The following is a 19,369-nucleotide window of genomic DNA, read 5'->3' as shown; positions in this document are numbered from 1 at the left end:
GCGGGGCTACAGGGGCTTGTTTCACGTGAAACAAGCCCCCATCCGAACTCCCCAGCTCGGACTCCCGACCCGGATTCCCCGGCCCGATCCCCCGGCTCGGACTCAGTGCGCGACGTCCGCCGCGATGTGCTGCGTACCGATCCGCTTGCGGAACACCCAGTAGGTCCAGCCCTGGTAGATCATCACGACGGGCGTGGCGATCACCGCGCACCAGGTCATGATCTTCAGGGTGTACGGGCTCGACGAGGCGTTGGTGACCGTGAGGCTCCAGTCCTCATTGAGCGAGGACGGCATCACGTTCGGGAAGAGCGTCAGGAAGAGCATCGCCACGGCGGCCATGATGGTGACGCCCGAGAACGCGAACGACCAGCCCTCGCGCCCCGCCTGATTGGCCACCAGCGCGGCGACCAGGGCGGCCACCGCCACGACCATGGCGACCAGGCTCTTGCCGTCACCGCTCTCGACCTGCGTCCAGATCAGGAAGACGAGCGCCGCGACGGCCGTCACGAGCCCGACCTGAAGCGCCAGCTTCCGCGCCCGCTCCCGGATCTCACCGACCGTCTTGAGCGCCGTGAACACGGCCCCGTGGAAGGTGAACAGCGTCAGCGTCACCACTCCGCCGAGAAGCGCGTACGGGTTGAGCAGGTCCCAGACGGTGCCGACGTACTCGAAGTTCTTGTCGATCTTCACGCCGTGCACGATGTTGCCGAAGGCCACGCCCCACAGGAACGCCGGGAGCAGCGAGGTCCAGAAGATCGCGGTCTCCCAGTTGCGCTGCCAGTTCTCCTCGGGCCGCTTGACCCGGTACTCGAAGGCGACACCACGGACGATGAGGCAGACCAGGATGAGCAGCAGGGGCAGGTAGAAGCCCGAGAAGAGTGTGGCGTACCACTCGGGGAAGGCGGCGAAGGTCGCGCCGCCCGCCGAGAGCAGCCAGACCTCGTTGCCGTCCCAGACGGGGCCGATGGTGTTGATCAGCACCCGCTTCTCGGGCCGGTTCCGGGCCAGCAGCTTGGTGAGGACACCGACCCCGAAGTCGAAGCCCTCCAGGAAGAAGTAGCCGGTCCACAGGACGGCGATGAGCACGAACCAGACGTCGTGAAGTTCCATGACTCGATCCCCCTCGGCCTAGTACGAGAAAGCCATCGGCTTGTCGGCGTCACGTGTGTCGCCGCCGATCTTCGTGGGCGGGTTGAGGTCGGCCTCGGTGAGTTCGGGCGGGCCGGCCTTGATGTACTTCGCGAGCAGCTTGACCTCGACGACGGCGAGGACGGCGTACAGCGAGGTGAAGACGATCATCGAGGTGAGGACCTCGGCCTGGGAGACACCGGGGGAGACCGCGTCGCGGGTCCGCAGGACGCCGTAGACGACCCACGGCTGGCGGCCCATCTCGGTGAAGATCCAGCCCCAGGAGTTGGCGATCAGCGGGAAGCCCATGGTGAGGACGGCGATGCGCCAGTACCACGTGGTGAGCTTCGGGCCGAGGGACTTCTTGGCCCTGGGAAGCAGCACGATATGCGGCACCTCGTCGTCGGCGACCCTCAGTGCCTGTGGCAGCAGGAACTTCTTGCGGGTCAGCCAGAGTCCGAGCAGGCCGATCGCGAAGGACGTCATGCCGAAGCCGATCATCCAGCGGAAGCCCCAGTAGGCGACGGGGATGTTGGGCCGGTAGTCGCCGGGCCCGTACTTCTCCTGCTCGGCCTTGTTGACGTCGTTGATGCCGGGGACGTAGGAGGTGAAGTCGTCCTTGGCCAGGAAGGACAGCAGGCCCGGGATCTCTATGGCGACCTTGTTGTGGCCCTTGTCGACGTCGCCGACGGCGAAGATCGAGAAGGGGGCCGGCTTCTCGCCGTCCCACAGCGCCTCGGCGGCGGCCATCTTCATCGGCTGCTGCTCGTACATGATCTTGCCGAGGGTGTCGCCGCTGATCGCGGTGAGCATGCCGCCGATGACGACGGTGACCAGGCCGAGCCGCAGCGAGGTCTTCATGTCGCTGATGTGCTTCTTGCGCAGCAGATGGAAGGCGGAGATGCCGACCATGAAGGCGCCGCCGGTGAGGAACGCCGCCGAGAGAGTGTGGAAGGCCTGGGCGAGCGCGGTGTTCTGGGTCAGGACCAGCCAGAAGTCGGTGAGTTCGGCCCTGCCCTTCGCCTCGTTGATCCGGTAGCCGACCGGGTGCTGCATCCACGAGTTGGCCGCGAGGATGAAGTACGCCGACAGGATCGTGCCGATCGAGACCATCCAGATGCAGGCCAGGTGGATCTTCTTGGGCAGCTTGTCCCAGCCGAAGATCCACAGGCCGATGAACGTCGACTCGAAGAAGAAGGCGATCAGGGCCTCGAAGGCGAGCGGGGCGCCGAAGACATCACCGACGAAGCGCGAGTAGTCGGACCAGTTCATACCGAACTGGAACTCCTGCACGATGCCGGTGACCACACCCATCGCGATGTTGATCAGGAAGAGCTTGCCCCAGAACTTCGTCGCCCTGAGGTACTTCTCCTTCTCCGTGCGCACCCAGGCGGTCTGCAGTCCGGCCGTGAGGGCGGCCAGCGAGATCGTCAGGGGCACGAAGAGGAAGTGGTAGACGGTGGTGATGCCGAACTGCCAGCGCGCCAGTGTCTCCGGCGCCAAAGCCAGGTCCACGTCGTCAGGTCTCCTTAGGTCGCCGTAGTACGGCAGTTTGCCCCTTATGTCACACGCATCATTGGAGCAACCGGGACACGCTTGTGAACGCGTTCACATTCACAAGCCCAGTATGACGTACTGGTTTTCGACAAACGGCAGGGGGGTCGTGTCTCCTGTGTCACGTAAACGCACACGGCGGCCGCTTCGACATCTTGTTGAAGCGGCCGCCGTGCGGCATGTCTCCCGCGAAGCTTCAGAGCTCCTTGCGGAACGTCTCCGCCACCTTCAGGAAGATGTCGTTGGCCTCGGTCTCCCCGACCGTCACCCGCACACCCTCGCCCGGGAACGGCCGGACCACCACACCGTGCCCCTCGCACGCCGCCGCGAAGTCCACCGTGCGCTCCCCCAGCCGCAGCCACACGAAGTTCGCCTGGGTCTCGGGCACCGTCCAGCCCTGGCCCCGCAGCCCTTCGACCACGCGGTTGCGCTCACACACCAACGAGCCGACCCGGCCGAGCAGTTCGTCCTCGGCACGCAGCGAGGCGATCGCCGCGTCCTGCGCGAGCTGGCTGACACCGAAGGGCACCGCGGTCTTGCGCAGCGCCGCCGCCACCGGCTCGTGGGCGATCGCGAACCCGACACGCAGACCGGCGAGACCGTACGCCTTGGAGAAGGTCCGCAGGACGCAGACGTTCGGCCGGTCGCGGTACAGCTCGACGCCGTCCGGCACCTCGGGATCCCGGACGAACTCGCGGTACGCCTCGTCCAGCACCACGAGCACATCGCCCGGCACCCGGTCGAGGAAGCGCTCCAGCTCGGCCCGTCGCACGACCGTGCCCGTGGGGTTGTTGGGGTTGCAGACGAAGATCAGGCGCGTCCGGTCGGTGAAGGCATCGGCCATGGCGTCCAGGTCGTGCACATCGCCCGGCGTCAGCGGGACCTTCACCGAGGTCGCTCCGCTGATCTGCGCGATGATCGGGTACGCCTCGAAGGACCGCCAGGCGTAGATGATCTCGTCGCCCGGGCCCGAGGTCGCCTGGATGAGCTGCTGGGCGACGCCGACCGAGCCGGTGCCGGTGGCCAGGTGGGAGAGCGGGACGCCGAAGCGGTCCGACAGCTCGTTCATCAGGCCTGTACAGGCCATGTCCGGGTAGCGGTTGAAGGACGAGGCCGCGGCCGTGACGCTCTGCATCACGCCCGGCAGCGGCGGATAGGGGTTCTCGTTGGAGGACAGCTTGTAGGCGACCGGGCCGCCGGCCGCTGCGGGCTTGCCCGGCTTGTAGGTGGGGATACCCTCCAGCTCGGCGCGCAGCTTGGGGCTCGTCTCGCTCACCGCAGTCCTCCTTGTGACCACCACCGGCTTCGAATACTCCTTACCTTATGAGGATTCGGCGCCGCTGCGAACAGCTGGGACGCAAACCTCATCAGCCCCACTGGCATCAGGGGCATCACCGTACGAAGACAGACGAATCACAGGGCGCTCTCACATATATCTATGCGCCGGTGGCTCGCGCCGTGGCGCGCATCACCCGTGAAGGTGAGTTGAGACCTCTTCGAAACATCGGCGACTTGGCAGGCCCATGCGCGTCGACAAGTCACGTAGTGCCATTGGATCGTTCAACTCCCTTTCATTCAAAGGGGATTGACGCGGTATGACCATGCAGAAACGTGCCTGTCAACGCGTGCATATGCGCCCGCCCTACCCCACCGCCTGAGCCCTACTATCGGCTCGCCATGACAGCAGCAGGGAAGCACCAGGTGAGCCGCGCGGAAACCTCACGCCGAGGCAGCCGGCCGGGCCGTGCGGGCATCAGAGACGTTGCCGCCGCCGCCGGAGTCTCCATCACGACCGTCTCCGACGCCCTCAACGGCAAGGGGCGGCTCCCGGACGCCACCCGCCGACATGTCCGCGAGGTCGCCGACCGGTTGGGTTATCGCCCGTCGGCCGCCGCCCGAACCCTCCGTACCGGAAAGTCGGGCCTCATCGGCCTCACCGTGACGACGTACGGGGATGAACCTTTCACCTTCACGGAGTTCGCGTACTTCGCCGAGATGGCCCGGGCCGCCACCTCGGCGGCGCTCGCCCGCGGCTACGCGCTCGTCATCCTCCCCGCGACCTCGCGCCACGACGTGTGGTCCAACGTCGCCCTGGACGGAACGGTCGTCATCGACCCCTCCGACCAGGACCCGGTGGTCAGCGAACTCGTCCGGCAGGGTTTACCGGTCGTCTCCGACGGCCGCCCGGCCGGCTCGCTGCCGGTCACCGCGTGGGTCGACAACGACCACGAGGCCGCCGTCCTCGGCATCCTCGACCACCTGGCCGACGCCGGCGCCCGCCGCATCGGCCTGCTGACGGGGACGTCGACGGACACGTACACCCATCTGTCGACCACGGCGTATCTGCGCTGGTGCGAGCGGGTCGGCCAGGATCCGGTGTACGAGGCCTACCCGGCCCACGATCCGTGCGCGGGCGCCGTCGCCGCCGACCGGCTGCTGGCCCGGCCGGACCGCCCCGACGCGGTCTACGGGCTGTTCGACCCGAACGGCACCGACCTGCTCGCCGCCGCCCGCCGCTACGGACTGCGGGTACCGGACGATCTGCTTCTGGTCTGCTGCAGCGAGTCCACCGTCTACGCGAGCACCGAACCGCCCATCACCACGCTCTCGCTGAAGCCCCGGCGCATCGGCACGGCCGTGGTCCAGCTCCTCATCGACGCCATCGAGGGGGTCGAATCGGACCAACCGGTCGAGCAGGTGATACCGACGGAGTTGATCGTGCGCACCTCGTCCGAGCGGCGTCCTCCCCGGACGACCGTCAGTCCGCCCCGGTCACCCGAGGAGGAGTAGGGCGAGGGCCGTCAGCAGGCGGCACAGGCCCTGCCCAATCGGGGCGAAAGCCGCGGTGAACAGGAGTCTTGCTCCGATTCACCACCCCTGGGTCATCACATGGCGCGATCCGCATTCCTATGATGGGCCCACGACACCGCGGGCCGCTGCGACCAGGCAGTCCGAAGCGGTGCAGATGCGGCGTGATGGTGGAGGGGTCTGATGACTCAGGGGGCCGGTCAGGGACCCGAGACGGAGCGGACGGCGACGTTGCGCGACTTCCGGGTACCCGCGTACGTCCACGAGACCGGTCCGTACGGCCACAGTGCGCACCCCGGCGACGTCGTACCGGCGCACGAGGCGGACTACCCGGAGGGGTACACGCCCACCGAGCGCAATCTGCCGGTCGTCAACCGGGGTGACACGCTTCAGGTGGCCGTCGACCCCGCGGCGGTCCCGCGGGCCGTCGTCGGTCCGGGCGCGCTGTTCGTCGTCGGTGACGTCCACGGCTATCTCGACGAGCTGGTGGCGGCGCTCCAGGAGAAGGGTCTCGTCGACGCCGCGGGCAACTGGTGCGCGGGCACCGCCCGCCTGTGGTTCCTCGGCGACTTCACCGACCGCGGCCCGGACGGCATCGGCGTCATCGACCTCGTGATGCGACTGTCCGCCGAGGCCGCCGCGGCCGGCGGCTACTGCAAGGCCCTCATGGGCAACCACGAGCTGCTGCTGCTCGGCGCCAAGCGGTTCGGCGACACCCCCGTCAACTCCGGCGCGGGCACCGCCACCTTCCAGGCGGCCTGGCTGCTCAACGGCGGGCAGAAGACCGACATGGACCGTCTCCAGGACCACCACCTCCAGTGGATGGCCCGCCTCGACGCCATGGAGGAGGTCGACGGGCACCTGCTCGTCCACTCGGACACCACCGCCTACCTCGACTACGGCGACTCGATCGAGGCGGTCAACGACACCGTCCGCGAAACGATCACGCGCAATGACGCGGACGAGGTGTGGGATCTGTTCCGCAAGTTCACCAAGCGCTTCTCCTTCCGCGACGAAGGCGGTGCCGACCATGTGCGTTCGCTGCTCGACGTGTACGGCGGCACCCGGATCGTTCACGGTCACAGCCCGATCCCCTACCTGCTGGGCGAGGTCGGCTCGGAGGACGGCGAGGACTCCTCGGGTCCTCTGGTCGAAGGGCCGCACGTCTACGCCGAAGGGCTGGCCATCGCGATGGACGGCGGGGTGACCATGGCCGGAAAACTGCTGGTCCAGCAACTTCCCCTGGATATCTGAACGTTCACGGGGCAGTTGACCCCTTATGCCGGACCGAGCAGAAACGGCGCAGGCCAGGGCCCAATTTCTGGAAACCCCCTGTCACCGTGTGCCGTCACCGCTCTACCATCGGCTTATCCGTAGCAGGCTCCCCTCCGTTTCTGCCCGACGGCTCACAGTCATGCGAGCCCCAAGCCCTACGGAGCATCGGGGGATGCACATGAACAGCGTTCCGCAGCACCTGCTGATCGAGGACCGCCAGGAGTACGAGCGGATCCTCGATGAGGCGCTGCGCTCTGCCCCACACCGCCCGGAACTGGCCGCTGTGGGGCAGCGGCTCAATCCCGAACAGCTGCGCACCATGGCGCTCAACGCCACCGCGATCATCACGGCGGCCGCGGCGACCGAGTACCAGCACTACGTGAAGGTCCGCGAGGAACTGCGCCAGCCGGCGCCGTCCACCCCGTCGTCCGTCCGTGAAACCGGCTCCGCGGAGCCGGGCGCGGGCACGGTGGGGCTCGCCGCCACCATGGGAGAGGTCGCCGAGACCGCCGGCGCGGGCGCCGTCGCCGTCGTCGCGGTCCTGGCCCCCGTCCTCGCCGGAACCGCCGCGGCGATCTTCCTGCTGGTCGGGTACATCCTGAAGATGCTCGACCCGCAGCCGGCGTTCGCCCAGACCATGCTGACCACCGGTTGGGTGTTCGGCGCGGTGACCGCGCTGGCGATCCTGGTCGCCGCGGTCGGCCTTCTGCTCACCGCCCTGCGCAACCGGCCCTCGCTCGACACGGGGCCGTACGGCGAGCTGAGCGGGGAGGTGGCCCGGGCCAGGGAAGCCTGGCGCGAGGCCCTGCTGGAGCGGGGTGTCCTGCCGTTCCTTCGGGACGCGCTGGCCGACCCCGGCACGGCGGCCGCCCTGCACCGCCCCGCACCGCCCGCGCCGACCAGCCGCATGCCGAACCTCGGCTACGGCCGTCCGGGCTTCAGCAGCCCGGACGACGGCCCCGCCGGCCCCCGGCCCAGCTTCACGAGCCCGGACTACACCAGCCCGGACTTCGGCGGCCCGGAGCACCAGCCGGAGTAGCCCCCGGCTTGCGCCCCTCACCGCGGGGAAACCCGCTTTCGGGGGCGCGCAAGCCGGTTGTCCGGCGCCTGACGGACAACCGGACGACCCACGCCGCCCCCAGCGTGCCTCCGCTCAGTCGGCGAGCGGCAGATACACCCGGTTCCCCGCCGCCGCGAACTCCTTCGACTTCTGAGCCATACCCTCCTCGATCTCCTCCTGATTCCCGCCGTGCCGGCGACGGATGTCCTGGGAGATCTTCATCGAGCAGAACTTCGGCCCGCACATGGAGCAGAAGTGGGCCGTCTTGGCCGGCTCGGCCGGGAGTGTCTCGTCGTGGAACTCGCGGGCCGTGTCGGGGTCGAGGGCCAGGTTGAACTGGTCCTCCCAGCGGAACTCGAAGCGGGCGTCCGACAGCGCGTCGTCCCACTCCTGTGCGCCAGGGTGTCCCTTGGCGAGGTCCGCCGCATGAGCCGCGATCTTGTAGGTGATGACGCCCGTCTTCACGTCGTCACGATTGGGCAGGCCCAAGTGCTCCTTGGGCGTGACGTAGCAGAGCATCGCAGTGCCCCACCACGCGATCATCGCGGCACCGATGCCTGAGGTGATGTGGTCGTACGCCGGGGCGACGTCCGTGGTCAGCGGGCCGAGCGTATAGAACGGAGCCTCCTCGCAGATCTCCTGCTGAAGGTCGATGTTCTCCTTGATCTTGTGCATCGGGACGTGCCCCGGACCCTCGATCATGGTCTGTACGTTGAAACGCTTGGCGATCGTGTTGAGTTCCCCGAGCGTCCTCAACTCGGCGAACTGCGCCTCGTCGTTGGCGTCCGCGATCGAGCCCGGCCGCAGGCCGTCGCCGAGCGAGTACGTGACGTCGTAGGCGGCGAGGATCTCGCAGAGCTCCTCGAAGTTCTCGTAGAGGAAGCTCTCCTTGTGGTGCGCGAGGCACCAGGCCGCCATGATCGAGCCGCCTCGCGAGACGATGCCCGTCTTGCGGTTGGCCGTCAGCGGTACGTACGGCAGGCGGACGCCCGCGTGGACCGTCATGTAGTCCACGCCCTGCTCGGCCTGCTCGATGACCGTGTCCTTGTAGATCTCCCAGGTCAGTTCCTCGGCCTTGCCGTCCACCTTCTCCAGTGCCTGGTAGAGCGGCACCGTGCCGATAGGGACGGGGGAGTTGCGCAGCACCCACTCGCGGGTGGTGTGGATGTTGCGGCCCGTGGACAGGTCCATGACCGTGTCGGCGCCCCAACGGGTCGCCCAGGTCATCTTCTCGACCTCCTCCTCGATGGAGGACGTCACCGCGGAGTTGCCGATGTTGGCGTTGACCTTCACCAGGAACCGCTTGCCGATGATCATCGGCTCGATCTCCGGGTGGTTGACGTTGGCCGGGAGGACCGCGCGGCCGGCCGCGATCTCCTCCCGGACGACCTCGGGGGACACGTTCTCCCGCAGGGCCACGTACTCCATCTCCGGCGTGATCTCACCGCGGCGCGCGTACGCGAGCTGCGTGACCGCTCCACCGTCGCGGCTACGGCGCGGCAGTCGGGGCCGCCCGGGAAAGACCGCGTCGAGGTTGCGGAGGTTGCCGCCCCGCGGCGAGGTGTGCTTGATGCCGTCGTCCTCGGGACGGACGGGACGGCCCGCGTACTCCTCGGTGTCGCCGCGGGTGATGATCCAGTTCTCCCGGAGCGGGGCCAGTCCCCGGCGGACGTCGGTATCGACCAGGGGGTCGGTGTACGGACCCGATGTGTCGTACAGCGTGACCGACTGCCCGTTGGTGAGGTGCACCTGACGGACCGGCACTCGCAGATCGGGGCGAGAGCCCACGGGGCCCGTCACGTATCCCTTGTGCCAGCCGATGGACTTCCCGACCTCCGCGGACTGTTCGCCCTGAATGGGCTGTTCGTCCTGGCTGAAGGCAGGCGTGCGCGCGTCCTTGATGGTCATGAGACCTACTCCCTACGCCGGCATTACCCGGTAACAGGTTCGGCGGTCGACGCAGCGGCTTCCGTCTGCCGACGTTTCGTGTGGAACGTCACTCGCTGGTGACGATGTTCCACGTGAAACATCGCTGGGACGGAGGTCAGCGCCCTCTCAGCCCGGTGCTCCGAGCTCCCGCGTGTACAAAGGTGCCCCCACGCTAGCGTCAATTCGGGCGCGGTGAACAGAGGGCCCCTTTCGTTCTTGCGATGATCGGTCGGTGACCACGACACATCAGCCCCCGTTCCCACCGCCCGAGCCTCCGCGCAGGCCCGGCTCCGGAAACGGACCCGGCAACGGACCCGGCCCCGGACCCGGCCCCGGACCCGCGGGCGGACAGGGGGCCGGGTACGGCCCAGGCCCGGGCTCCGGCGACTGGCACGGGCATGGGCATGGCGCAGGTGGCGGTGGCGGTGGCGGGTTCGGACAGTCCGGATCGAGCGGTGGGTTCGGGCAGGGTCCCGGATCGGGCGGCCGGTTCGAGCAGGGGACCGGTTCCGACGGAGGCCACGATCACGACGCCGGTGGCGGACACGGGCATGGGCACGGCCCCGGCCCCGGCCCCGGTGGCGGCGGCACGGGCGGTGGCGATGGCGGTGGACACGGTCACTCGCACGGCCACAGTCACAATCACGGCCCGGCGGCTCCCGTCTCCCAGCACCTGCGCAAGGTCATCGCCGCGATCCTCATCCCCTTCGGTGTCGCCGTGATCGTCGGGCTCGCCGTGCTGTGGCCCGGGGGCGCGCCGGGTCATGAGCGCACCGGCGTCGGCTTCGACCGGCAGACCCAGCAGGCCACGGTCACCAAAGTCGTGAGCGTGAGCTGCAAGTCGGTGAACGCCTCGGGCGAGACCCCGACCGGCGACACCTCCACCGCCGAGGGCTCCTCCGCCCAGCAGCAGGCCGACGGCGACTGCAAGAAGGCGACGATCCGCGTCGACACCGGCGACGACAAGGGCCGTACATTCACCGAGATCGTGCAGCCGGACCAGTCACGGCAGTTGCACCAGGGCCAGAAGGTCGTGGTCGCCTACGAGCCCTCCGCCCCGAAGGACCTGCAGTACTCGGTCACCGACGTGAACCGCAGGCTCCCCATGGCACTGCTCGCCGGGATCTTCGCACTCGCCGTCGTGGTCGTCGGGCGATTGCGGGGTGTCATGGCGCTGGTCGCGCTGGCCATCAGCTTCATGATCCTGAACTTCTTCATCCTGCCCGCGATCCTCCAGGGCTCGAACCCGCTGGTCGTGGCCGTGGTCGGGGCGAGCGCCATCATGCTGATCGCCCTGTATCTGTGCCACGGACTGTCGGCGAGAACATCCGTCGCGGTGCTCGGCACGCTGATCTCGCTGCTGCTGATCGGCGTGCTCGGCTCGCTGTTCATCGGCTGGGCCGCGCTCACCGGCAACACGGACGACAACACCGGCCTGATCCACGGCCTGTACCCGTCGATCGACATGAGCGGTCTGCTGCTCGCCGGCGTCATCATCGGTTCGCTCGGTGTCCTCGACGATGTGACGGTCACCCAGACGTCGGCGGTCTGGGAGCTGCACGAGGCCAACCCCTCGATGGGCTGGCGTGACCTGTACCGCGCCGGCATCCGCATCGGCCGCGACCACATCGCGTCCGTCGTCAACACGCTGGTCCTCGCCTACGCGGGCGCTGCCCTGCCGCTGCTGCTGCTCTTCTCCATCGCGCAGAGCAGTGTGGGGACGGTCGCCAACAGCGAGCTCGTCGCCGAGGAGATCGTGCGCACGCTGGTGGGCTCGATCGGCCTGGTCGCGTCCGTGCCGGTGACGACCGCCCTCGCGGCCCTGGTGGTGTCGGCCGACCGGCCCGTGCTCGCGGGCTCCGGGGCGGTGCCGGTGGGCGGGCGACCGGCTCCGGCGGGAGCCCAGTCGATGTCCGCGGGCACACAGCCGCCCGCGGCCCGGGGTGGACGCGGGCGGCGCCGCAAGCGCTGACGCCGTGGTCTGCGACGCGTCTGCGCGCCTGCGCCGCGCCCTGCGTGCGTCTGCTGCCGCGAGAAGGGCTGTACGGCGCCGTACAGCCCTTCTGGCATTCCCCTGGCCCCGCCCGAAGCACCCGAAGCACCCGAAGCACCCGAAGCACCCGAAGCACCCGAAGGAGAAGCGTTTCTGCGCAAACCCCACGTCCGCGCTGAAGCGTTACCCCCCCCCATGGCCGTAACGCTTCAGCCCGCGCTCTGTTCCTCCGCCAGAATCCGGTCCAGTGCCTCATCGAGGTGGGCGTCGAAGTCGGCGTGCGCCCCCTCCTGGCCCAGCGGCACCAGCTTGTCGGTGCGGTCGAGGAAGGCGATGAGCGGCGCGGCCGACGAGCGGAACAGCGCCTGGTCGACGCCGACCTGAAGGCGGATCAGGACCTCACCCAGCGTGTCCACCTCGGCCGGCGCGATACGCACGTCCCCGTCCCCGCACGGCCGCCCCACCCCGTCGATCAGCAGCTCACGCCCGAACGCCCAGGTCACCGGCGCGTCACCGGGCAGATGGAAGGTGAGCCGCACGGCGTAGGGATCGCAGGTCTCGTAGCGCAGCTCCACCGGGATGCGGAAGGAGAGCTCCTCGGACACGAGAAAGCTCATCATGACCTCTGCCTGTACGGACTCACCCATCGTCTACCCCGTCATCTGCCGTCGACTGGCCGGGAATGATCCCTTTGACTGTGGTGGAAGTTTGCTGAACGTACACGGGAGATCACAAGGAGTGAGTTTTCAGATACTGATAGAGATCGCGAGCGACCCGAGAAGGCGTCCGACCTCGCTCTGCAACTGACGGCTGGCGTCGGCCAGTCGGTCGGCCTGGTGGACGGGAAGCGAAATGGCCATCGTCCCGGCGGTGGTGCCCACGGTGATCGGAATCGCCGCGCAGACCGTCCCCAGTGCGTACTCCTGCCGTTCGAAGACGGGTTCCATCCGTTTCGTCCGGTCCAGACGCCGCAGCAGCGTGTGGTTGTCCCGCACGGTGTACGGGGTGATGGCCCGCACGGGGTAGCGGTCCAGGTGGTCGCGGCGGTCGTCCTCGTCCAGTTGGGCAAGCAGGCACTGGCCGATGGCGTGCGCGTGCGCCGTCTCGCGGAAGTCGGCCCATTCCTCGACCGCCGGGTTGCCCGGGGTGTCGGAGACGCACATGACCTCGATCTCGCCGTCCCGGTAGACCGCGTAGTACACGGGTACGCCGATGGCGTCGCGCCAGTGGGCCAGTGTCTCGGCGATCGTGCTGCGACGTTTCTGCTGTGCTCCGCTGCTGCTCAGCCGTTCGGCCGCCTCCCCGAGGAAGAACAGGCCCTTGTCCCGGCGCAGATATCCCTCGTGGACCAGGGTGCGCAGCAGGTGATAGGCCGTGGGCAGGGCCAGGCCGGTCTCGCGGGCCAGTTGTTTGGCGGGGGCGCCGTGCTCGTGCTCGGCGACGGATTCCAGCAGGCGCATCGCGCGCTGGACGGAGCCGATGAGGGTCGTGGAGTGCGGTGGTTCCGGAGAGTCGGTGGGGGCTGCTCCCGGAGCCGGGTCCGATGGCGGTGCCAGAGGTGTCCCCGGGCGGGACCGGCTCGTGGCCGCGGGCTGTGCCGGCGGCCGGAGTCGATGTTCCGGCGACGGGACGGCCGCCCGGACCGGTGCGGGGGCTGTGAGGCGTTCTGCGGGTGCGGTGTCAACCGTGGCCAAGGGTCACTCCCGAAGCGCGAGGGGGCCGCCCGTGCGGGGGGACACGGGAGGGGGTGTGCGCCGCTCGCGGGGGATCGTCCCCGCGTCGAATTCCGGACTTTAACCGTCCGGCACCGCTCGCACTCGGCCTGTACCGAAACTTCCCTCGCGCGAGGGAACCGGTGATTCCTGTTACCGATCACCGGTGCCGTTCGCCGATGGCCGCACGTGTCACCAGTCGCCGCGCGACGAGGAGCTCGACGTGAACTTCCGCACCACGTAGATCAGTCCGCCGACCAGGGCCACGAAGACCAGCAGCTTGAAGAGCAGTCCGATGACGAACCCGACGACGCTGGCTATCAGCCCGCCGAACACGACCAGGGCGATGACCGGCACCGCGATCCACTTCACCCACCAGGGCAGTCCCGCGAAGAAATCTCCCATTGCTCTCGTCCTTACCTCTCCGCCCGTCGCTCGTGCCGGGTCCGGTCGAAGACCCGGGCTCGTGTGCCGGATCCTTCTGATGTCCTGCACTCGATGCTAGAGCGGGGAGGGGCCCCGGCGGGGGCCTCGCACCCCTTGTCCTCCCCTGACTGATCCCCTAGGGAATCCCGGGGTGCCGGGTCAGCTCTCGGGCGGAGAGAACACCACGAGCACCCGCAGGTCCTCGCTGATGTGGTGGAACTTGTGGGCGACACCGGCCGGTACGTAGACCACGCTGCCGCGTGCGACCTGGGTGGTCTCCATGCCGACGGTGATCGCGGCGCGGCCGCTCACAACGAAGTAGACCTCGTCCTGATTGTGCGGCTTCTGTGGATCATGTTCACCGGCGTCCAGCGCGTACAGCCCGACCGACATGTTCCGCTCACGCAGAAACTGCAGGTAGGCGCCCTCGTTGGCGGCGCGCTCCGCCTCCAGTTCATCCAGCCGGAATGCCTTCATCGCCCTTGTCCGCCTTCGTCACACTGCTCATCGTCGATCTCTTCTGCCACGATCAGACACATGAAGAATTTCGTAGTCAAGACGATCGCCAACGCGGGCGCCCTGGCGGTCGCCGTCTGGCTGCTGGACAAGATCACCCTGACCGGTGACAGCACGGGCAAGAAGATCGGCACCCTGATCCTTGTCGCGCTGATCTTCGGCGTGGTGAACTTCCTGGTCAAGCCGGTCGTAAAGCTCTTCAGCCTCCCGCTGCTGATCCTGACGCTCGGTCTGTTCACCCTGATCGTCAACGCGCTGATGCTGCTGCTGACCTCGTGGCTGGCCGACAAGGTCGACCTGAGTTTCCACGTCGACGGCTTCTGGACCGCGGTGGTCGGCGGCCTGATCATCTCGATCGTGTCCTGGGCACTCAACGTCGTCCTGCCCGACGGCGACTGAGCCCTCATGACGTACCGCGTCTGCTTCGTCTGCACCGGCAACATCTGCCGCTCGCCGATGGCCGAGTCCGTCTTCCGCGCCCGTGTGGCGGAGGACGGGCTCGACGGCCGGGTCGAGGTCGACAGTGCCGGCACGGGCGGCTGGCACGAGGGCGACGGCGCCGACCCGCGCACCGTGTCGGTCCTTGAGGAGCACGGCTACAACGGCGTCCACACGGCCCGCCAGTTCCAGCCGTCGTGGTTCTCCCGGCTCGACCTCGTCATCGCCCTCGACCACGGCCACCTCAGGGCCCTGCGCCGCCTGGCGCCGACCCCTGAGGACGCGGCGAAGGTGCGGCTCCTGCGCTCCTACGACCCGTCCGCGGGCGACGACCTCGATGTACCGGACCCCTACTACGGGGGGATGCACGGCTTCGAGGAGTGCCTTGAGATGGTGGAGGCGGCGAGCGAGGGTCTGCTCGCCGCGGTACGCGAGGACGTGGAAGGACGAGTGGCATGAACGAGACGACCGGGGGCAACGGCGAGGGCACGCGCGCGGTACGGGCGGGACTGCCGGAGCCGGTCAGGAACGAACCCACCCTGCCCGGTCCGGTCTTCGCCGCCCACTTCCATCTGCCGGGTGAGGTGGGCGGCCCGTACACCTACGGCCGGGACGAGAACCCCACCTGGACGCTCCTGGAGCAGGCGATCGGCGAACTGGAGGCGCCCGGGCAGGACGACCTCCAGACGCTCGTGTTCGCCTCGGGCATGGCCGCCATCTCCTCGGTGCTCTTCTCCCAGCTGCGCGCGGGGGACACGGTCGTCCTGCCGAACGACGGCTACCAGGTGCTGCCCCTGGTGCGCGCACAGCTCGAGGCGTACGGCATCGAGGTGCGGACCGCGCCGACCGGCGGCGACGCCCAGCTGGAGGTCCTGGACGGCGCGAAGCTGCTGTGGATCGAGACGCCGTCGAACCCCGGGCTCGACGTGTGCGACATCCGCCGGCTCGTCGAGGCGGCACACGCGCGTGGCGCCCTCGTCGCCGTCGACAACACCCTCGCGACGCCCCTCGGACAGCGCCCCCTGGAGCTCGGCGCCGACTTCTCGGTGGCCAGCGGCACCAAGCAGCTCACGGGGCACGGAGACGTCCTCCTGGGATATGTCACCGGCCGCGACGGCGAGGCGATGGCCGCCGTACGACGCTGGCGCAAGATCGTCGGGGCGATCCCGGGACCCATGGAGGCCTGGCTCGCGCACCGCTCGATCGCCACGCTCCAGCTGCGGGTCGACCGGCAGAACGCAACCGCGCTCGTGCTCGCCGAGGCCCTGAAGGGGCGGCCGGACGTCACGGGGCTGCGGTATCCGGGACTGCCCGACGATCCCTCGCACAAGGTCGCCTCGCAGCAGATGCGGCGCTACGGGTGCGTGGTCTCCTTCACGCTGGCTTCGCGCGAGCGTGCCGACCGTTTCCTCGACGCGCTGCGGCTGGTGGACGACGCGACGAGCTTCGGTGGAGTGCGTTCCACGGCCGAGCGGCGTGGGCGATGGGGCGGGGACGCGGTGCCGGACGGCTTCGTCCGCTTCTCGGTCGGCGCCGAGGACCCTGAGGATCTGGTGGCGGATGTGCTGCGTGCGCTGGACGAGTCGGCGCACTGACCTCTTCTTCTACGCCCCTGTAGGTGCCGGGCTACGCACAACGGACGGTCCGAGCCTCCCCCCTCGTGGCTCGGACCGTCCTCGGTTCCGCGCGCGAAGAACCGCGCAAGCAAGGCTAGTTGACTCTGTGTCAGTGTCCAATCACAGTAGCGACAGCGACCTATCGACATATTTATAGTTGGGCGCGGCCGGGGGCCGGGAGCAGGTACAGAACGGGGAGGGCGCGGCATGGATCTGGCCTTGTTGCGGACCTTCGTGACCGTGCACCGGGCCGGCTCCTTCACCAGGGCCGCCGCGCTGCTCGGCCTCTCCCAACCGGCCGTGACCTCGCAGATCCGTACCCTGGAGCGGCAGCTGGGCCGTCCCCTGTTCCTGCGGCAGGCCCGCGGGGTGACCCCGACGACCATCGGCGACGAGCTCGCCCACAAGGCCGCGCCGCATCTGGACGCCCTGGTGGAGATCACCGAGACCGGCCTCGACGACGCGTCCTCTTTACGAACCCTCCACCTAGCCGGGCCCCCCGAGTTCATCGCCGAGCGGGCCCTGCCCGCGCTCACCGAGCTGACCGGCGAGGACGGCCAGGGCTTCGCGCTGCGCGCCTCCTTCGGGAACGCCGAGGAGACCCTGGAGGGGCTGGCAGCCGGGCATCACGATCTGGCCATCACCACGGCCCGTCCACGCGGCTCCCTGCTCACGGCGACTGCGCTCTGCGACGAGGTGCACGTCCTGGTCGCCTCCCCGCGCTGGGCGAAGCGGATCAATACCGGGAGCCTGCGCCGCAAGGGAGCACCCGCCCTGGAGAACCTCCCGGTGGTCGAGGTCCACGAGTCACTGCCGTTCGTCTCGCGCTACTGGGCGTCCGTCTTCGACTCCCGTCCGGCGGCCCCGGGCACCGTCATCGTCCCCGACCTGCGCGCGGCGCTCGCCTGCGCAACGGCGGGCGCCGGGCTCGCGGTGCTGCCCAGCTATCTGTGCGCGTCCGCCCTGGAGCGCGGCGACGTCGTCGCCCTGCACCATCCGGCGGTACCGCCGCTGCGGACGTACTTCCTGGTGGTCCGTACCGGCACGCTGGCGATGCCGCACATCGCGCGCGCTCACGACTGGCTGCTGGAGGCGGCTACGGACTGGTGCTGACCTGCACTTTTCCTCCGGTCACCGGGCGAGCTCGACCGATGACGGTCCGCGATGTTTCACGTGGAACCAACCGGGCCACATTTCACCCATGACCGTCCGACCCGTGGTCAAGCGCACCGCACGTGCCGTTCTCCTGCATGGCGACGACCTGATCCTGATCAAGCGCACCAAACCCGGCATGGATCCCTACTGGCTCACGCCCGGTGGTGGAGTCGAGCCGACCGACACGACTGTCGTCGACGCCCTGCACCGGGAGGTGTACGAGGAGCTCGGGGCCAAGATCACCGATGTGGTGCCCTGCTTCGTCGACACCGTCGAGCACATCGGCGAGGACCCCGGCACGACCGGGGTGAAGGTCCAGCACTTCTTCGTCTGCCGTCTGGAGTCCATGGACACCTCGCTGCGGCACGGCCCCGAAATCGACGAACCCATCGGTGAGTACGAGATCGTGCGGGTGCCGTTCACCCGTGTCGGGATCGCCTCCGTCCACCTCGTCCCCCTGTCCCTGCGGCACTACCTGGACGGGAACATCGAGGGCGTCCGTGCCATGCACGCCCCCGATCTGGGCTGAGTCCCCTGCTCAGTCCTATGCTCAGTCGCCTATGACGACGAGTTCCTCCACGGAGTCGTGGCGTATGCGGTTCGACGGGATGCCGAGGTCCCGCAAGGCGTCCACACCGCTGCGGATCATTCCGGGCGGGCCCGAGACGAAGGCGTCGTACTCGTTCCAGGGGCCGTACTGGCGGATGGCATCGGGGAGTTGGACGCGCGCGAGTTGGTCGATGACCGCGCGGACCGAGAGCCACGGGTGGGACTGCTGGAGCCTGAGCATGGTGTCGATGTCGTAGAGGTCGTGGTCGGTGCGGGCGCCGTAGAACACCTCGACCGGCCGCCGTTCGCCGCGTTCGGCGACATCCTCGACCAGTGCCTTGATCGGCGCTATGCCGGTACCACCGCCCAGGCAGAGCAGTCCGCTGTCGGTGGTGTGGTCCACGGTCATCGAACCGGCCGGCGGACCGAGCCGGACGATGTCTCCGGGCCGGGCGCGGTGCACCAAGGCGTTGGAGACCCAGCCCGCCGGAACGGCCTTCACATGGAACGACAGCAGACCGTCGGAGCGGGGCGCCGAGGCGAAGGAGTAGTGCCGCCAGATCCGCGGCCACCACGGTGTCTCCAGGCTCGTGTACTGCCCGGCGAGAAAGGGATAGGGCTGGTCAGGGCGGAGGGTGACGACCGCGACGTCCGGCGTCCTGAGGTCGTGCGACACGACCTCGGCGTACCACCAGGCCGGGGCGCGCAGTTCGTCCGTGGCCGCCGCGTCGATCATCACCTGCGAGATCGTCGTGTACGCCCGGACCCAGGCCGCCTCCAGCTCCGGCTCCCAGATCTTCTCGGCGTACTTGCTCAGCGCGCCGATGAGGCACTCGCCGACGGCCGGGTAGTGCTCGGCCCGGGTGCCGTACTTGCGGTGGCCGCGGCCGAGGTTCTGCAGATAGTCGACGAGGACGGGAGTGTTGTCGATGTGCTCCGCCGCGGTGAGCAACGCCTTGAGCAGCCGGTCCCGTTGGGTGTCCATCGCGGCGGGGAACAGCGAGCGCAGGTGGGGGTGGCGGACGAAGAGGAGCGCGTAGAAGTACGAGGTGACCTTGTCGGCCACTGGGGCGACTTCCGCCATGGTCCGGCGGATGAGGATCGCGTCCGGGGAAGCCTGCTGGGCCTGCGCCGGGTCCGATCGCTGCGGGGGCACGCGGTGTTCCGGGGGCGGGGGTTCCGCAGGGCCGGGGTTCGGTATCGCGTGTGA

The 19,369-nt window shown here is 68.7% G+C and carries 18 protein-coding genes and 1 riboswitch; of the genes, 9 read left to right on the top strand and 9 right to left on the bottom strand.

Translation table 11 applies throughout. The features are described 5' to 3' along the window. Nucleotides 1-102 precede the first annotated feature (102 nt). From cydB to hisC, 3 genes are all read right to left on the bottom strand, one after another. Complete coding sequence (cydB, locus tag HLK59_RS20345; RefSeq protein ID WP_171142910.1) at nucleotides 103-1,110, bottom strand: cytochrome d ubiquinol oxidase subunit II; 1,008 nt, start codon at nucleotides 1,108-1,110, stop codon at nucleotides 103-105. Nucleotides 1,111-1,128: 18 nt separating this feature from the next. Beyond that, nucleotides 1,129-2,643: a cytochrome ubiquinol oxidase subunit I gene (locus tag HLK59_RS20340; RefSeq protein ID WP_171142909.1), complete on the bottom strand. Its 1,515-nt coding sequence runs from the start codon at nucleotides 2,641-2,643 to the stop codon at nucleotides 1,129-1,131. A 235-nt stretch (nucleotides 2,644-2,878) separates the two neighbouring features. Next, complete coding sequence (gene hisC / locus HLK59_RS20335) at nucleotides 2,879-3,958, bottom strand: histidinol-phosphate transaminase (protein ID WP_171142908.1); 1,080 nt, start codon at nucleotides 3,956-3,958, stop codon at nucleotides 2,879-2,881. Between the two features lie 401 nt (nucleotides 3,959-4,359). Here hisC and HLK59_RS20330 point away from each other — a divergent pair, with 401 nt between their 5' ends. From HLK59_RS20330 to HLK59_RS20320, 3 genes are all read left to right on the top strand, one after another. Next, a complete protein-coding gene (locus HLK59_RS20330) occupies nucleotides 4,360-5,472 on the top strand; it encodes a LacI family DNA-binding transcriptional regulator (protein WP_171142907.1) in 1,113 nt (370 codons plus the stop codon). 201 nt (nucleotides 5,473-5,673) lie between these two features. After that, nucleotides 5,674-6,744 (top strand): metallophosphoesterase, encoded by a 1,071-nt coding sequence (locus HLK59_RS20325; protein ID WP_171142906.1) that lies wholly within the window; start codon nucleotides 5,674-5,676, stop codon nucleotides 6,742-6,744. A gap of 193 nt (nucleotides 6,745-6,937) precedes the next feature. After that, nucleotides 6,938-7,804, top strand: a complete 867-nt coding sequence (locus tag HLK59_RS20320; RefSeq protein WP_171142905.1) for a hypothetical protein — start codon at nucleotides 6,938-6,940, stop codon at nucleotides 7,802-7,804. A 114-nt stretch (nucleotides 7,805-7,918) separates the two neighbouring features. Here HLK59_RS20320 and thiC read toward each other — a convergent pair whose 3' ends face one another. Further along, on the bottom strand, nucleotides 7,919-9,733 hold the full coding sequence (gene thiC, locus HLK59_RS20315; RefSeq protein WP_171142904.1) for a phosphomethylpyrimidine synthase ThiC: 1,815 nt from the start codon (nucleotides 9,731-9,733) through the stop codon (nucleotides 7,919-7,921). Continuing rightward, nucleotides 9,726-9,915, bottom strand: a riboswitch (TPP riboswitch). (Overlaps the previous gene by 8 nt.) A 71-nt stretch (nucleotides 9,916-9,986) precedes the next feature. On the opposite strand from thiC, the gene HLK59_RS20310 reads away from it, so the two are divergent. Then, entirely contained in the window at nucleotides 9,987-11,726 is a 1,740-nt protein-coding gene (locus HLK59_RS20310) for a YibE/F family protein (protein ID WP_171142903.1), read from the top strand. Nucleotides 11,727-11,956: 230 nt separating this feature from the next. Here HLK59_RS20310 and HLK59_RS20305 read toward each other — a convergent pair whose 3' ends face one another. The 4 genes from HLK59_RS20305 to HLK59_RS20290 all read right to left on the bottom strand — a co-directional run bounded on the left by HLK59_RS20305 (nucleotide 11,957) and on the right by HLK59_RS20290 (nucleotide 14,362). Further along, nucleotides 11,957-12,394 (bottom strand): SsgA family sporulation/cell division regulator, encoded by a 438-nt coding sequence (locus tag HLK59_RS20305; RefSeq protein ID WP_171142902.1) that lies wholly within the window; start codon nucleotides 12,392-12,394, stop codon nucleotides 11,957-11,959. Between the two features lie 99 nt (nucleotides 12,395-12,493). Then, a complete protein-coding gene (locus HLK59_RS20300; RefSeq protein WP_346779780.1) occupies nucleotides 12,494-13,228 on the bottom strand; it encodes an IclR family transcriptional regulator C-terminal domain-containing protein in 735 nt (244 codons plus the stop codon). 423 nt (nucleotides 13,229-13,651) lie between these two features. After that, on the bottom strand, nucleotides 13,652-13,864 hold the full coding sequence (locus HLK59_RS20295; protein WP_046256474.1) for a DUF5326 family protein: 213 nt from the start codon (nucleotides 13,862-13,864) through the stop codon (nucleotides 13,652-13,654). Nucleotides 13,865-14,044: 180 nt separating this feature from the next. Beyond that, complete coding sequence (locus HLK59_RS20290; protein WP_171142900.1) at nucleotides 14,045-14,362, bottom strand: cupin domain-containing protein; 318 nt, start codon at nucleotides 14,360-14,362, stop codon at nucleotides 14,045-14,047. Nucleotides 14,363-14,422: 60 nt separating this feature from the next. On the opposite strand from HLK59_RS20290, the gene HLK59_RS20285 reads away from it, so the two are divergent. From HLK59_RS20285 to HLK59_RS20265, 5 genes are all read left to right on the top strand, one after another. Then, nucleotides 14,423-14,800: a phage holin family protein gene (locus HLK59_RS20285; protein WP_171142899.1), complete on the top strand. Its 378-nt coding sequence runs from the start codon at nucleotides 14,423-14,425 to the stop codon at nucleotides 14,798-14,800. A 6-nt stretch (nucleotides 14,801-14,806) separates the two neighbouring features. Then, the gene (locus HLK59_RS20280; protein WP_171142898.1) at nucleotides 14,807-15,298 is read left to right on the top strand and encodes a low molecular weight protein-tyrosine-phosphatase; all 492 of its coding nucleotides are present in this window, start codon (nucleotides 14,807-14,809) and stop codon (nucleotides 15,296-15,298) included. Continuing rightward, nucleotides 15,295-16,434 carry a cystathionine gamma-lyase gene (locus tag HLK59_RS20275; RefSeq protein WP_171142897.1) on the top strand — a complete coding sequence of 380 codons (1,140 nt, stop codon included), beginning with the start codon at nucleotides 15,295-15,297 and terminating at the stop codon, nucleotides 16,432-16,434. The genes HLK59_RS20280 and HLK59_RS20275 overlap by 4 nt, the downstream gene beginning before the upstream one ends. Nucleotides 16,435-16,662: 228 nt before the next feature. Continuing rightward, a complete protein-coding gene (locus tag HLK59_RS20270) occupies nucleotides 16,663-17,568 on the top strand; it encodes a LysR family transcriptional regulator (protein ID WP_171142896.1) in 906 nt (301 codons plus the stop codon). Between the two features lie 88 nt (nucleotides 17,569-17,656). Beyond that, a complete protein-coding gene (locus HLK59_RS20265; protein WP_171142895.1) occupies nucleotides 17,657-18,139 on the top strand; it encodes an NUDIX hydrolase in 483 nt (160 codons plus the stop codon). Nucleotides 18,140-18,160: 21 nt separating this feature from the next. On the opposite strand, the gene HLK59_RS20260 is transcribed toward HLK59_RS20265, so the two are convergent. Beyond that, nucleotides 18,161-19,315, bottom strand: a complete 1,155-nt coding sequence (locus tag HLK59_RS20260) for a globin domain-containing protein (protein WP_171142894.1) — start codon at nucleotides 19,313-19,315, stop codon at nucleotides 18,161-18,163. Nucleotides 19,316-19,369 lie beyond the last annotated feature (54 nt).

It is taken from the genome of Streptomyces sp. S3(2020) (genome assembly GCF_013044505.1).
GTDB lineage: Bacteria > Actinomycetota > Actinomycetes > Streptomycetales > Streptomycetaceae > Streptomyces.
The sequence above is the reverse complement of the archived record's forward strand: the minus strand, read 5'-3'. Positions and strand labels throughout refer to the sequence as shown.

Excerpts from the sequence above, each read along its gene's own strand:
- cydB (WP_171142910.1), bottom strand. The coding sequence starts at position 1,110 with ATGGAACTTCACGACGTCTGGTTCGTGCTCATCGCCGTCCTGTGGACC.
- HLK59_RS20330 (WP_171142907.1), top strand. The coding sequence starts at position 4,360 with ATGACAGCAGCAGGGAAGCACCAGGTGAGCCGCGCGGAAACCTCACGC.
- HLK59_RS20325 (WP_171142906.1), top strand. The coding sequence starts at position 5,674 with ATGACTCAGGGGGCCGGTCAGGGACCCGAGACGGAGCGGACGGCGACG.
- HLK59_RS20320 (WP_171142905.1), top strand. The coding sequence starts at position 6,938 with ATGCACATGAACAGCGTTCCGCAGCACCTGCTGATCGAGGACCGCCAG.
- thiC (WP_171142904.1), bottom strand. The coding sequence starts at position 9,733 with ATGACCATCAAGGACGCGCGCACGCCTGCCTTCAGCCAGGACGAACAG.
- HLK59_RS20305 (WP_171142902.1), bottom strand. The coding sequence starts at position 12,394 with ATGGGTGAGTCCGTACAGGCAGAGGTCATGATGAGCTTTCTCGTGTCC.
- HLK59_RS20295 (WP_046256474.1), bottom strand. The coding sequence starts at position 13,864 with ATGGGAGATTTCTTCGCGGGACTGCCCTGGTGGGTGAAGTGGATCGCG.
- HLK59_RS20290 (WP_171142900.1), bottom strand. The coding sequence starts at position 14,362 with ATGAAGGCATTCCGGCTGGATGAACTGGAGGCGGAGCGCGCCGCCAAC.
- HLK59_RS20285 (WP_171142899.1), top strand. The coding sequence starts at position 14,423 with ATGAAGAATTTCGTAGTCAAGACGATCGCCAACGCGGGCGCCCTGGCG.
- HLK59_RS20280 (WP_171142898.1), top strand. The coding sequence starts at position 14,807 with ATGACGTACCGCGTCTGCTTCGTCTGCACCGGCAACATCTGCCGCTCG.
- HLK59_RS20275 (WP_171142897.1), top strand. The coding sequence starts at position 15,295 with ATGAACGAGACGACCGGGGGCAACGGCGAGGGCACGCGCGCGGTACGG.
- HLK59_RS20270 (WP_171142896.1), top strand. The coding sequence starts at position 16,663 with ATGGATCTGGCCTTGTTGCGGACCTTCGTGACCGTGCACCGGGCCGGC.
- HLK59_RS20265 (WP_171142895.1), top strand. The coding sequence starts at position 17,657 with ATGACCGTCCGACCCGTGGTCAAGCGCACCGCACGTGCCGTTCTCCTG.